The following is a 13,164-nucleotide window of genomic DNA, read 5'->3' as shown; positions in this document are numbered from 1 at the left end:
CCCCCGTACGGGCCAGCGGAAGACGGTCACGAGCCTGCGCGGGGTTCCGATGGGTGCGCGAGCGGGTGGAGCGATGGGGGAGGTGCCAGGTGGGGAGATGTGACGGCCCGTGAGGTGCCGGGCGACCGCGGCTGCCTGAGCCGGTCCGGCGCAGAAGGATGCTGCACGACGCGGAAGCACGGGGGCACGGCGGGGTGCCGGACGCTTGGTCCGGCACCCGACGCGCTACCGACGGGAGGCGGACCGGCCTCGCCGGTACAGAATCGTTCCGGCAGCGATCAGCACGGCGCTGACGGCCGAGGTCGCGATCATGGCCCGGGCCTCACCACCGGTGTGCGAGAGCTCCGGCCTGGGGTGGTGCCAGCCGTGATGAGGCGGTGTGGTCTCCTCACCACCGTACGGAGGCGGTGTGGTCTCCTCACCACCGTACGGAGGCGGCGTGGTCTCCTCACCACCGTAGGGAGGCCGCGTGGTCTCCTCACCACCGTACGGAGGTGGTGTGGTCTCCTCACCACCGTACGGAGGTGGTGTGGTCTCCTTCCCGCCATAGGGAGGCGCGGTGGTCTCCTCACCACCATAGGGAGGCGAAGTCGTCTTCTCGCCACCGTAGGGAGGCGCGGTGGTCTCCTCACCACCGTACGGAGGTGCTGTGGTCTCCTTCCCGCCATAGGGAGGTGCCGTGGTCTCGGGCGCCTTGGTCTCCTCGTCACCGTACGAAGGAGTCTTGGTCTCGGGCGCCTTGGTCTCCTCGTCACCGTACGAAGGAGTCTTGGTCTCGGGCGCCTTGGTCTCCTCATCCCCGTACGAAGGAGACTTGGTCTCGGGCGCCTTGGTCTCCTCATCCCCGTACGAAGGAGACTTGGTCTCGGGCGCCTCGGTCTCCTCATCCCCGTACGAAGGAGACTTGGTCTCAGGCGCCTCGGTCTCCTCATCCCCGTACGAAGGAGACTTGGTCTCAGGCGCCTTGGTCTCCTCATCCCCGTACGAAGGAGACTTGGTCTCGCTGTCGCCGTAGGCGGGTGAGGTCGCCTCGTCATCGCCGTAGGGGGGTGCGGAGTGGCTGCTGCTGGGAGTGGGCTCGTCGTCGGCGCCCTTGGAACCGCTGTTGTCGGAGTCACCGGTGCCGACGGCCTCGTCGACGTGCCGGCTGCTCTCCTGCCCCTCCGTACTGTGATCGGCGGCAGCACAGGAGTCACCGGCCGCCGAGTTCAGCGCGGCCACCACGCCGGTGGAGGCACCGCAGGCGTCGGCCGGCGCGTTCACCGGAGCCTGGACGTGATTCCCGGCCACTGTCCCGGGGGAATCCTGAGTGGCGCCGTGCGCGCGGGAGTCGGCGAGCGCGGCACCGCCGTACAAGGACAGCATGCCGGTCGCGACGGCGGCCACGGCCATGCCCTTGCTGAGAGTCTGTCGCAATCTCGTGGTCTTCCTGCTCGAAGAAATGGGAAAGCCGGCCCCGGAACGAAGAATCGACGGATCGACGGTCCGAGGCCGGCCAGTACGCAGCCGGTGGGGCTGTGCGTGGTGTGCGAGAAGCTCAGTCGTTGACGCAGGCGTTGCCGAACGACGGGTTCAGCAGAGCGATGACGTCCACCGTGTTGCCGCAGGCGTTGACCGGCAGGTGGATCGGGACCTGGACGGCGTTGCCGGAGGCGGCACCGGGGGAACCGACCGCGGCGGCCTCGGCCCCGGTGTCGGCGAAGGCGGGTGCCGCACCGCCCAGGAGCATGAGGGCGCCCGCGACGACAGCAACAGTCTTCTTCATGAATGTTCCCTTCTTTGGAGTCATACCCCGACGACGGCCAGAATCGTGTGCGCACGACGTGAACGGTCGTGGTATGGAACGAGGGTTAGACGCAATGGGAGAGCATGGAACGCGAACCGCGCGATAATCACTCGATCGCACCGATCTTTCACGCGACTCCCTCGCCTGGATTTCACGGAACACAAAGACACCCGGGCGATCCGCAGACCATGCAGCGGACTGCCCGGGCCAGCCGACGTGGAGTCAGCCTTCGGTGTTCGCCGAGAGAACCGAAAGGTCCTCCAGGACGTGCGAGAGCGCGCCGTCCCGCTTGCTGTTCGTGGAGTTCTCGCTGCACTGCTGCTGGACGTGGTCCGAGAGCACCGGGATGTCCTGGATGGTGCCGCCGATGGCCGCGTCGACGGCGACGTCGGTGTCCTGGACGCCCAAGCACGGCTTGTTGAGCGAGCCCTGCACCAGCGAGAGCTGCGGACTCAGGTTGCCGCTCGTCGCCGAGTTGCCGAACGACGAGATGTTGTCGTTGCCGTTCACGACGGTCGGTCCGTTGTCGTTGCCGATGGCAAGCGCCTGCGGCGCGGCCGCCACCGCCATTCCCACGACAGAAGCGACGGTCGCAGCGGCGACCATTGCCTTCTTGAGCACTTCGCGTTCCTTTCCTCGTAGCGACGCATGCCCTACGGCCTCATCAACCCGGCACATAGGGAATGGTTCCGCTTATTCACTCTGTTGGAGCGTAAACAGCGAGGGAGGTGACAGGAAGTCACCGATCCGAAGAACACATCACGGTCCACCCCTTCGGCCGACAGGGTGAACGGGAGAAACCACGCGGGATCCGCAGAGTTGAGCAGGGCGCTCCGGTACGGGGTTTCCTCAGAAAGGATTGGCCTAGTGATCAAGAAGCTTGTTGCCACTGCGGCTGTCGCCGCTTCCGCCTTGGGCGCCTCCGCTGCCGCGGCACCGCAGGCGCTGGCGGTCGGGAACGACCAGGGCCCGACCGTCGCGAACGGCAACGCGGGATGGCAGGCCTTCGGCAACTCGACCACGTACGGGAAGATGAGCCCGCAGCTCGCTCTCATCCAGGGGTCCTTCAACAAGCCTTGCATCGCCGTGAACGACATTCCGGCCTCGGTCGACGCGGCCATCGGAGGAGCGATCCAGGACGTTCCGATCCTGTCCGACCACATGCAGCAGCAGTGCACCGAGAACTCCTCGAACGTCAAGCGCGACGGCGCGCTGGCGCACCTGCTGGAGGACGTCTCGGTCCTGTCCTCGAACGCGGACAAGTGATCCGGTGATCGAAGCGGGGCGCCGAGTGGTCCGGCGCCCCGCTTCGTCGTGTCAGCGGCGGTACAGCGCCTCTATCTGCTCGGCGTACGCGGCCGTCACCGCGTGCCGCCTGACCTTCAGCGAGGGGGTCAGCAGCCCGTTCTCCTCGGTGAACTCCCCCTCGACCAGCGCGAAGGCGCGGATCGACTCGGCGCGGGAGACGGCCTCGTTGGCATGGTCGACCGCCCGCTGCACCTCGGCCCGCAGCCGCTCGTCGCGGACCAGCTCGGCCGGCGGGGTGTCCGGCGGCAGCTTCCGTACGGACAGCCAGTGGGCGAGCGCCTCCGGGTCCAGGGTGATCAAGGCGGCGACGAAGGGCCGGTTGTCGCCCACCACCACGCACTGGCCGACGGGCGACCGGCCGCGCAGCCGGTCCTCCAGGACGGCCGGTGAGACGTTCTTGCCGCCGGAGGTGACGAGGATGTCCTTCTTGCGGCCGGTGATCGTGAGATAGCCGTCGCCGTCCAGCGCACCGAGGTCGCCGGTGGCGAACCAGCCGTCCCGGAGCACGTCCTCGGTGGCGGCCGGGTCGTTCCAGTACGCCCCGAAGACGATGCCGCCCCGGATCAGCACCTCGCCGTCGTCGGCGATGCGCACGGACACGCCCGGCACCGGCCGGCCGACGGTGCCGGGGCGGGGGCCGAGCGGGGGCACGATCGTGGCGGCGGCGCTGGTCTCGGTCAGGCCGTAGCCCTCGTAGACGACGATGCCGGCCGCGTGGAAGAACAGATTGAGGTCGCGGTCCAGCGGGGAGCCGCCGCTGACGGCGTACCGCATCCGGCCGCCCAGTTCCTTGCGGATGCGGCGGTAGACCAGCAGGTCGTACAGCGCCCGGGCGGCGTACAGGCCGGGGCCGGGGCCCTTGCCGGTGCCGGTGCCGAGGAGGGTCCGCAGATGGGCCTCGCCGAAGCGGACGGCGATCCGTTCGGCGCGGTCGAAGGAGGCGGCCCGGCCGGTCCGCTCGGCGGTGGCGCGCCCGGTGTCGTGGATCTTCTCGAAGAGGTACGGCACCCCGACCAGGAAAGTGGGCCGGAACTCCTTGAGGACGGGTCTGAGTTCGTCGGGCCTGACGCTCGGGAAGTGGCCGGTCTCGATGCGGGCCAGCAGACAGGCGAGCTGCAGGGTGCGGCCGAGGATGTGGGCGAGCGGCAGGAAGAGCAGCGTGGAGGCGGCCCGGCCGGTGACGGCCTGGAAGACCGGGTGGAGCAGCTCGACGGTGTTGGCGGCCTCGGCGTGCAGGTTGGCGTGGGTGAGGACGCAGCCCTTGGGCCGGCCGGTGGTGCCGGAGGTGTAGCAGATGGTGGCGACGGTGTCGGGGGTCAGCGCGCCGCGCCGCTCGGCGAGTTCGTCGTCGGGGATGTCCCGGCCGAGGGCGGTGAGGTCCGCGAGGGCGCCGGAGTCCAGTTGCCACAGCCTCGGCGAGCGCGGGTGGCCGGCGGTGCCGGTGGTGACCGTGGCCGCGTTCGCGGCGGTCTCGGTGACGGCGAACCGGGCGCCGGAGTCGCGGACGATCCACTCCACCTGTTCGGCGGAGGAGGTCGGGTAGACCGGCACGGACCGGCCGCCGGCCGCCCAGACGGCGAAGTCCAGGACCGTCCACTCGTAGCGGGTGCGGGACATCACCACGACCCGGCCGCCCGGTTCGAGCCCGGCGGCGATCAGCCCCTTGGCCACGGCGGCCACTTCGGCGGCGAAGGCGGCCGCGGTGACCGGCCGCCAACCGTCCCGTTCGCGGCGGCGCAGCAGCACCGCGTCCGGGGTCCCGGCGGCGTGCCCGAACGGCAGGTCGGCCAGGGAGCCGGAGGCGAGCGGGGGCGCCAGGGGCGCGGCCCGCACCTCGCGCACCGTGCCCGAGGGGTCCCGGACGATCTCCACCGAGGCGCGGTCCGCGAGACCGGTGCGCCTGCGTGCCCGCTTCAGATCCCTGCGTACGCCCATGACGGCTCCCGGTGGCGGTACGGCCGACGGTCCTTACCGGTGGGTCAACTTACTCAGAAGTAAGGGAAGGTCAATGGGACGTGCGGGACGGCTAGGAGACGACGTCCTTGCGGGCGAAGCCCCGGAAGGCGAGGGCGAACAGCACCAGGGCGTACGTCACGGAGACCGCGGCGCCCTGGATCATCCCGGACCACTCGGGATGCGGCTGTACGGCGTCCGCCCAGGCGAACTGCCAGTGCGCGGGCAGGAAGTCGCGCCAGTGGCCGAGCGCGGTGACGGCGTCCAGGACGTTGCCGACGATGGTCAGGCCGACCGCGCCGCCGACCGCGCCGAGCGGGGCGTCCGTCTTGGTCGACAGCCAGAACGCCAGCCCGGCGGTGACCAGTTGGGCCACGAAGATGTAGGCCACGGCCACCAGCAGGCGCTGCGCCGCCGTACCGGTGTCCAGCGCGCCGCCGGTGGGGATCTCCAGCGGGCCCCAGCCGTAGGCGGCCGAGCCGACGGCGAGCGCCACGACCGGCAGCAGCACCATCGCGGCGAGGCTCAGCCCGAGCGCCACGACCAGCTTGGACCACAGCAGCCGGGCGCGGGGCACGGGCGCGGCGAGCAGATAGCGCAGCGAGGACCAGCCGGCCTCCGAGGCGACCGTGTCCCCGCAGAACAGGGCGACCGGGATCACCAGCAGGAAGCCCGCCGACACGAAGAGGTTGACGGCGGCGAAGTTGGCGCCGGAGGCGGTGGCCGTGTCCATCAGCGTGACCTGGTTGTTCCGGCCCTCCGGGGTGCCGCCGATCGCGAAGGCGATCAGCAGCACGAAGGGCAGCAGGGCCAGGACCGCGCCCATGACCAGGGTGCGGCGCCGCTTGAGCTGGCGGACCAGCTCGACCCGCGGCGGCAGGGTGTGCCCCGCCCGGTAGCCGGAGGCGACCTCGGTGAGCGCGCTCATGCGGAACCTCCGATCAGGGTGAGGAAGGCGTCTTCCAGGCGTCGGTGCGGGCCGACCGAGGCGACCGGCACCTCCAGCCGGACCAGCTCCACGACCAGCCGCTCGGCCGTGCCACCGGGTTCGAGCCGGATCAGCAGCCCGTCGTCGGTGCGCACGGCGGAGGCGACACCGTCCAGCGCCGCGACCTTCTCCACCGTGGGCTCCTCCACGGGTGCGGCGGTGCCGACCAGCAGGGTGTCGCCGGAGCCGACGATGTCCCGGACCGGACCGGCCTGCACGAGCCGGCCGCGGTCCATCACCACCAGGTGGGTGCAGGACTGCTCCACCTCGGCGAGGAGATGGCTGGAGACGATCACCGTACGGCCGGCGGCCGCGTAGCGGATCATCACCTCGCGCATCTCACGGATCTGGGGCGGGTCGAGGCCGTTGGTGGGCTCGTCCAGGATGAGCAGGTCGGGCAGGCCCAGCATGGCCTGCGCGATGGCGAGGCGCTGGCGCATGCCCTGCGAGTAGGTGCGCACCGCGCGGGCGAGCGCGTCGCCGAGCCCGGCGATCTCCAGGGCCTCGTCCAGGTGGGCGTCCCCGGCCGGGCGGCCGGTGGCCCGCCAGTACAGCTCCAGGTTCTCCCGGCCGGACAGATGGGGCAGGAAGCCCGCGCCCTCCACGAAGGCGCCGACCCGGGAGAGCACCGACGCGCCGGGCCGGATCGTGTGGCCGAAGACGCGGATCTCGCCGTCGTCGGGCCGGATCAGGCCCATCAGCATGCGCAGGGTGGTGGTCTTGCCCGCGCCGTTCGGTCCGAGCAGGCCGAGCACCTGGCCTTTCTCGACGCGGAAGGACAGCTCGCGGACGGCGTACCGGTCGGTGGACTTCGCGTACCGCTTGCTCAGGTCCTTGATCACGAGCGGGACGTCGGCCAGCTCCGGGTCGGGCGCGGGGGCGTCCGTGCGGCGGCGGGTGGTGAGCAGCAGGGCGAGGGCGGCGACCGCGCCGGCCGCGGGCAGCCACCAGACCCAGGCGGGCAGGGGGGCCGCGGCGGTGGTGACGGCGGGGGCCGTCGGCACGCTCAGGTCTCCTTCGAGGGAGACGGTGTAGTCGGCCGGGGCCGCCGGTGAGGCGTAGCCGAGGTCGGTGGAGGCGAGGACCAGGCGGAGCCGGTGGCCCTTCTGCACCTCGTGGTCGATCGCCGGGAGGGTGACGGTGACGTCCTTGCCGGCCTTGGCGCCGGTCACCCGCAGCGGAGCGACGAGCTGGGCGGGCAGCACCTGTCGGGTGCCACCGGGTCCGACGTCGTAGACCTTGCCGAACAGGACGGCGTCGTCGCGGGTGGAGGTGATGTGGACGGTGGCGGTCGGGGTGCCGGTGATCCGCAGGTCGCGGGTGAGCGGTGCGGAGTCGAACTTCGCGTACTGGCCGGGGAAGTCCAGGGAGACGCCGACGCCGAGCGCGGACAGCTGGGCGAGGCCGCCGCCGCCGAGGCCGGGCAGCGCCGAGACGCCGGGCGGGCTGGCGCCGGCCGGGTTGGCGACGTGCTGTTCGCCGCCGGTGAGGGCGATGGCGCGGCGGTGGTCGCGCAGGCCCGGGTAGGTGTCCGCGCCGGCGCCGCGCAACTGGGCCGTGCCGTTGGTGGAGTCGACGCCTCCGGTGCGGGTGATCCGGAAGGCCGGTCCGGTGTCGGTGCCCTTGTCGTCCTTCAGGTACCGGTCGAACCAGGCTCGCATGCGCGCCTCGACCCGGCCGGTCTCCATGTCGCCGCCGTCGTGTCCGCCGGCGATCCAGTCGACGTCGACGGGGGCGCCGTTGGCCCGGATCGCCTTCTCGGCCGCGTCGGCCTGGTCGAGGGTGAACAGGGAGTCCCGCTGGCCCTGCACCAGCAGGGTGGGCACCTTGACGCGGTCGCCGACGGCGGACGGCGAGCGCTCCTCCAGCGTCTTTCGGGCCGCCGGGTCGGGGGTGCCGGACTCGGCGACCCGCTCGTACATCCGGCACAGCTCGGGCTGGAGCTTCGCGCAGCCGCCGCCGGTGTTGACGAAGACGCCGGCCCACAGCTTCTTGAAGACGCCGTTCGGGAACAGGGCGTCCGCGAGGTTCCAGTAGGTGATGGCGGGGGCGATGGCGTCGACCCGCCGGTCGTGTCCGGCGGCGAGCAGGGAGATCGCGCCGCCGTAGGACCCGCCGGCCACGCCCACGCGCGGGTCGCCGGGCTTGTCGAGCCGCACCTCGGGCTGCTTCGCCAGCCAGTCGAGGAGCCGGGAGACGTCGGCGACCTCGCCCTTCGGGTCGTTGAGCCCGATCTTCCCGGTGGACCGGCCGAAGCCGCGCGCGGACCAGGTCAGGACGGCGTATCCGGCCCGGGTGAGGTCCTCGGCCTGCCGCCGCATGTCGTCCTTGCTGCCGCCGTAGCCGTGGGCGAGCAGGACGGCGGGGTGGCGGCCGGCGCCGGCCGGGGTGAAGTACGAGGTGTCCAGGCGCACCCCGTCGACCGCCATGATCCGGTCGCTGCGGCGCACGGAGGGCGTGTCGTCGGAGGCGACGGCCGCCGTCCACGTCCCGGCGCCGGCCAGCACCACGACGGCGGCCGCGGAGGCGGTGAGCCGACGCGGCCGGCGCAGCAGGGTCCGCAGCGCGGGCAGTCGAAGATCCATGCGTCAACGGTACGGGCCGACGGGAGGAGGCGCTGCCGACCCCGGGGTGACCGGCGCCCCCTCCCCCGGGAGTACGAGTCCGCCGCGCCGTACCGCGATCGCGGTACGGCGGTCGGCCCGGTCTCCGGCGGGACCGGCCGGCCGCGGGTCCGCCGTGGCCGGTCACGCCCGGTGCGGCGGGACCGTACGCCGGTACGGCCCCGCGCCCCTCGCCGCCCGTCCGGGGCGCTCAGGGCGCGGGGTCCGCCTCGACGGCCTCTCGGGGGATCAGCGGCGCGTGAGTTCCTCGGCCGGCGGGCCGGCCTGGGCCGGGACGGCCGCCGGGGTCTGGGGGATCTGGGCGTCCGCCGGGATGGTCACCAGCCAGTGGGTGTCGCGGCGGGGGCGCAGGTACAGGGCCCAGTAGAGGGTGGCGACGGCGGTGATGCCGCCGGTCCACAGCAGGTAGCTCGTCTCCTGCTGGGTCAGGATGTACGCCAGGACGGCGATGAGCAGGACCGGCACCGCGGGCCACAGCGGCATCCGCCAGGCGGGCGTGTGCTTGTGGGAGCCGCGGCGGGCGAGCAGCGCGGCGACCGCGACCAGCAGGTACATGCCGGTCACCGAGACGCCGGTGACGCCGTACAGGGTGTCCAGGTTGACGAAGCAGAGCAGCGCGCCGGGGACGCCGACCGCGAGGGTGGCCACCCAGGGGGAGCCGAAGCGGCCGAGCCGGGAGAAGACCGTGTTGACCGGGCCGGGCCAGGCCTTGTCGCGGGCGGAGGCGAACAGGACGCGGGAGTTCTGGATGACCATGACGATGCCCGCGTTGATGATCGCGAGGGCCACGCAGAGGCTGACGAAGGTGCCGACGGCGGAGTTGGACCAGGCGGTGACCATGGCGCTGATGTCGCCGCCGGTCAGCTCCGTCAGGTCGGAGGCGCCCATGGTGATGGCGGCGACCGGCACCAGGATGACCACGGTGGAGATGGCGAGGGTGGCGAGGACCGTGCGGGCGACGTTGCGGCGCGGGTCCTCCAGTTCCTCGGAGAGGTAGACGGCGGTCGAGAAGCCCTGGGTGACGAAGAGGGCGATGGCCAGCCCGGAGACGATCAGCATGGCCGTCACGGTGTCCGCGTGGCCGCCGCCGCCCGCCACCTGCAGGGAGACGAGGCTGCCGGCCCCCCGGTGGCCGTGCGTGAAGCCCAGCAGGGCGACGACTCCGGCGGCGATGACCTCGAGGACCAGGAAGATGCCGGTGATCCAGGCGTTGGCGCGCAGGTCCAGCAGGCCGGCGAGGGTGGCGAGCAGCATCACGCCGGCGCCGGTCAGGGACGGGTCGAGGTGGACGATCGGGGCGAGGTAGTCCGCCGTGCCCATCGCGATCACCGGCGGCACGATCATGACGACCAGCAGGGAGAGCACGAAGACCAGCCAGCCCGCGAGCCGTCCGGCCATCGTCGACACCATGGCGTACTCGCCGCCGGCGCTGGGGATGAGGGTGCCCAGCTCCGAGTAGCAGAACGCCACGGCGATACAGAGGAGGGAGCCGATGGCGATCGTCAGGGCGGTGGCGGTGCCGAGGGAGCCGAACAGGTCCGGGACGACCACGAAGAGCGTGGAGGCGGGCGTGACGCAGGACAGCGTCAGCAGCGTGCCGCCGACCACACCGATGGACCGCTTCAGCCCCGGCGCGGGGGCCGTCGGGGGGTCGGCCACGGACTTCTGGAGCGTGTCGGTCATACGGCGGTTCCGATCGACTCGTGCGACTGAGGGTGGGGTCGGGAGCGCTATCGCCTCCGGCGGATCGTCGTACGTTCGTCTCGTCCGCTCCCGGCGCTGCATAGAACCCCGACGAAAACCGCCGCGTCAATGGCCGTTTACCTTCGGAATCCGCACTTGGGGATGACCTCGCGTCGCATCACTTTCCCAGGCCGTGACGCCCCCTAGGCGCATCCATCAAGCTTCAGTGGAATGTGACCTTGCTTTCAAAGGTCATCTTCCGTCAATTCCTTCGTCACCCGTTTCATCCCGCATGAACGGGAACCGCAGCCGGCGTTTCAAAAAAATGTCAACCCGTCCGGTATCCGGACGCATAAACCGGTCGCGTTCATGTCAGTGGCGCTGGATAGAGTGCGCCCCGCACAGCAGGCACACAGCACTTGGGGTGGGACATGAGGATGCGACACACCGCCGCCTGGGTGGCGTTCACGACGGCGGCCCTGGTGACGGCCTCCGGCTGCGGCTCGGAGAGCGTGAAGTCGGCCGTCAAGACGGTCGGCGAGGCCGACCGGGCGATGGCCGCGCTGGCCAGGGCCACGGACCGGACGGAGGAGCTGGGCTCGGCCGAGGTGCGGATGTCGACCGACCTCGGCAACGGCAGGCCCATCGCCATGGAGGGCACCTACTCCTGGGGGGACGGGTACGCCTTCGACGTCCAGATGGACACCAGGGCCGCGAACATGCAGGCGGTGAACCACGCGCCGAAGACGCACGTCCTGTTCGTCCACGGCGCCTACTACTACGACGTCGACGCCTTCCCCTCCGGCCCGTACCAGGGCAAGGACTGGATCAAGGTCGACGGCTCGGCCGTGTTCGGGGAGAAGGGCGCCCAGGCCCTCGCCGGCGACAACGGCAGCCCCTCGGCCTCGATGAAGGGCCTGAAGTACGCCAAGGACGTCACCGACCTCGGCACGCAGACGGTGAACGGACACCGCGCCACGCACTACCGCGCAGTGGTCGACGCCGACCGCATGGGCAAGCTCAAGGACGTCTACGGCCAGAACAGCCCGCTGGCCAAGGCGACCGGGACGGCCTCCGTCGTGACGGACGTGTGGGTCGGCTCCGACGACCTCCCGGTGCGGCTCAAGCAGAAGATGGGCACCATGACGGTGACCATGGACTTCGACGATTTCGGCAAGACGGCCGCCGTCAGGACCCCGCCCGCGGCACGCATCGCCGACCTCACGGAAGTGATCAAGGACCAGCGGAAGCGGCAGGGCTGAACGCACCGGTGCCCCGCCCTCCTGCGCGGAGGGCGGGGCACCGTGCCGTCCGGCTCAGTGGTTGCGCGGGAAGCCCAGGTCCACGCCCGCCGGGGCGTCGGCCGGGTCGGGCCAGCGCGTGGTGACGACCTTGCCGCGGGTGTAGAAGTGCGTGCCGTCGTTGCCGTAGATGTGGTGGTCGCCGAAGAGCGAGTCCTTCCAGCCGCCGAAGGAGTGGTAGCCCACCGGCACCGGGATCGGCACGTTCACGCCCACCATGCCGGCCTCGATCTCCAGCTGGAAGCGGCGGGCGGCGCCGCCGTCCCGGGTGAAGATCGCGGTGCCGTTGCCGAACGGCGAGGCGTTGATGAGGGCCACGCCCTCCTCGTAGGTGTCGACGCGCAGCACGCACAGCACCGGGCCGAAGATCTCGTCCTGGTACGCCTTCGCGCTGGTCGGCACCTTGTCGAGCAGCGAGATGCCGATCCAGTGACCGTCCTCGAAGCCCTCGACGGTGTAACCGGTGCCGTCGAGCACGACCTCGGCGCCCTCGGCCGCCGCGCCCTCGACGTAGGAGGCCACCTTGTCGCGGTGGACCTTGGTGATCAGCGGGCCCATCTCGGAGGCCGGGTCGTTGCCCGGACCGATCTTGATCTTCTCGGCGCGCTCGCGGATCTTGTCGACCAGCTCGTCGCCGATGGAGCCGACCGCCACGACGGCCGAGATGGCCATGCAGCGCTCGCCCGCGGAGCCGTAGGCGGCGGAGACGGCCGCGTCCGCCGCCGCGTCCAGGTCGGCGTCCGGCAGGACCAGCATGTGGTTCTTGGCGCCGCCGAGGGCCTGCACGCGCTTGCCGTGGGCGGAGGCGGTGGTGTGGATGTAGCGGGCGATCGGGGTCGAGCCGACGAAGGAGACGGCCTTGACGTCCGGGTGCTCCAGCAGCCGGTCGACGGCCACCTTGTCGCCGTGGACGACGTTGAAGACGCCGTCGGGCAGACCGGCCTCGGACAGCAGCTCGGCGATCTTGATCGCGGCCGACGGGTCCTTCTCGGACGGCTTCAGCACGAAGGTGTTGCCGGTCGCGATGGCGATCGGGAACATCCACATCGGGACCATCGCCGGGAAGTTGAACGGGGTGATGCCGGCGACGACACCGAGCGGCTGCCGGATGGACGCGACGTCGACGCGGCTGGCGACCTGCGTGGACAGCTCGCCCTTCAGCTGGACGTTGATGCCGCACGCCAGGTCGACGATCTCCAGACCGCGCGCGACCTCGCCGAGGGCGTCCGAGTGCACCTTGCCGTGCTCGGCGGTGATCAGCTCGGCGATCTCGTCGCGGTGCGCGTCGAGCAGCGCGCGGAACCGGAACAGGATGGTCGTGCGCTGGGCGAGCGAGGACTGGCCCCAGGTGGCGAACGCGTCCTTGGCCGTCGCGACGGCCGCGTCCACCTCCTCGGCCGACGCGAACGCGACCTTCGTGGTCACCGCGCCGGTCGCCGGGTCGGTGACCGGCCCGTACGCGCCCGACGCGCCTTCGACGGTCTTGCCGCCGATCCAGTGGTTGACGATCTTCGTCATGCC

10 protein-coding genes are annotated in these 13,164 nt (G+C 71.3%); 2 read left to right on the top strand and 8 right to left on the bottom strand.

Annotation, left to right across the window (positions count from 1 at the left end; all coding sequences use genetic code 11):
- Positions 1–225: 225 nt before the first annotated feature.
- From FHS34_RS01550 to FHS34_RS01540, 3 genes are all read right to left on the bottom strand, one after another.
- Positions 226–1,416, bottom strand: a complete 1,191-nt coding sequence (locus tag FHS34_RS01550) for a chaplin family protein (protein WP_184958815.1) — start codon at positions 1,414–1,416, stop codon at positions 226–228.
- Positions 1,417–1,537: 121 nt separating this feature from the next.
- A complete protein-coding gene (locus tag FHS34_RS01545; RefSeq protein ID WP_184958813.1) occupies positions 1,538–1,765 on the bottom strand; it encodes a chaplin in 228 nt (75 codons plus the stop codon).
- A 243-nt stretch (positions 1,766–2,008) separates the two neighbouring features.
- Positions 2,009–2,407 carry a rodlin gene (locus tag FHS34_RS01540; RefSeq protein ID WP_184958811.1) on the bottom strand — a complete coding sequence of 133 codons (399 nt, stop codon included), beginning with the start codon at positions 2,405–2,407 and terminating at the stop codon, positions 2,009–2,011.
- Between the two features lie 246 nt (positions 2,408–2,653).
- Between FHS34_RS01540 and FHS34_RS01535 the strand changes: the two genes are divergently transcribed.
- Entirely contained in the window at positions 2,654–3,052 is a 399-nt protein-coding gene (locus FHS34_RS01535; RefSeq protein ID WP_184958809.1) for a rodlin, read from the top strand.
- Positions 3,053–3,103: 51 nt separating this feature from the next.
- Here the strand turns inward: FHS34_RS01535 and FHS34_RS01530 are convergent, their stop codons facing one another.
- From FHS34_RS01530 to FHS34_RS01515, 4 genes are all read right to left on the bottom strand, one after another.
- A complete protein-coding gene (locus FHS34_RS01530; protein WP_184958806.1) occupies positions 3,104–5,029 on the bottom strand; it encodes an AMP-dependent synthetase/ligase in 1,926 nt (641 codons plus the stop codon).
- Positions 5,030–5,120: 91 nt separating this feature from the next.
- Positions 5,121–5,975: an ABC transporter permease gene (locus FHS34_RS01525; RefSeq protein ID WP_184958804.1), complete on the bottom strand. Its 855-nt coding sequence runs from the start codon at positions 5,973–5,975 to the stop codon at positions 5,121–5,123.
- A complete protein-coding gene (locus FHS34_RS01520) occupies positions 5,972–8,620 on the bottom strand; it encodes a CocE/NonD family hydrolase (protein ID WP_184958802.1) in 2,649 nt (882 codons plus the stop codon). The genes FHS34_RS01525 and FHS34_RS01520 overlap by 4 nt, the downstream gene beginning before the upstream one ends.
- Before the next feature lie 267 nt (positions 8,621–8,887).
- Positions 8,888–10,342 (bottom strand): APC family permease, encoded by a 1,455-nt coding sequence (locus tag FHS34_RS01515; protein ID WP_184958800.1) that lies wholly within the window; start codon positions 10,340–10,342, stop codon positions 8,888–8,890.
- A 431-nt stretch (positions 10,343–10,773) separates the two neighbouring features.
- Between FHS34_RS01515 and FHS34_RS01510 the strand changes: the two genes are divergently transcribed.
- Positions 10,774–11,604 carry an SCO4651 family lipoprotein gene (locus FHS34_RS01510; RefSeq protein WP_184958798.1) on the top strand — a complete coding sequence of 277 codons (831 nt, stop codon included), beginning with the start codon at positions 10,774–10,776 and terminating at the stop codon, positions 11,602–11,604.
- A 54-nt stretch (positions 11,605–11,658) separates the two neighbouring features.
- Here the strand turns inward: FHS34_RS01510 and mmsA are convergent, their stop codons facing one another.
- On the bottom strand, positions 11,659–13,161 hold the full coding sequence (gene mmsA / locus FHS34_RS01505) for a CoA-acylating methylmalonate-semialdehyde dehydrogenase (protein WP_184958795.1): 1,503 nt from the start codon (positions 13,159–13,161) through the stop codon (positions 11,659–11,661).
- Positions 13,162–13,164: the final 3 nt, after the last annotated feature.

The sequence above is a fragment of the Streptomyces echinatus genome, from assembly GCF_014203595.1.
Taxonomy (GTDB): domain Bacteria; phylum Actinomycetota; class Actinomycetes; order Streptomycetales; family Streptomycetaceae; genus Streptomyces; species Streptomyces echinatus.
The sequence above is the reverse complement of the archived record's forward strand: the minus strand, read 5'-3'. Positions and strand labels throughout refer to the sequence as shown.

Bases quoted from the DNA above. Each gene is read 5' to 3' on its own strand.
- FHS34_RS01525 (WP_184958804.1), bottom strand. From the start codon at position 5,975: ATGAGCGCGCTCACCGAGGTCGCCTCCGGCTACCGGGCGGGGCACACC.
- FHS34_RS01545 (WP_184958813.1), bottom strand. From the start codon at position 1,765: ATGAAGAAGACTGTTGCTGTCGTCGCGGGCGCCCTCATGCTCCTGGGC.
- mmsA (WP_184958795.1), bottom strand. From the start codon at position 13,161: ATGACGAAGATCGTCAACCACTGGATCGGCGGCAAGACCGTCGAAGGC.
- FHS34_RS01515 (WP_184958800.1), bottom strand. From the start codon at position 10,342: ATGACCGACACGCTCCAGAAGTCCGTGGCCGACCCCCCGACGGCCCCC.
- FHS34_RS01530 (WP_184958806.1), bottom strand. From the start codon at position 5,029: ATGGGCGTACGCAGGGATCTGAAGCGGGCACGCAGGCGCACCGGTCTC.
- FHS34_RS01520 (WP_184958802.1), bottom strand. From the start codon at position 8,620: ATGGATCTTCGACTGCCCGCGCTGCGGACCCTGCTGCGCCGGCCGCGT.
- FHS34_RS01510 (WP_184958798.1), top strand. From the start codon at position 10,774: ATGAGGATGCGACACACCGCCGCCTGGGTGGCGTTCACGACGGCGGCC.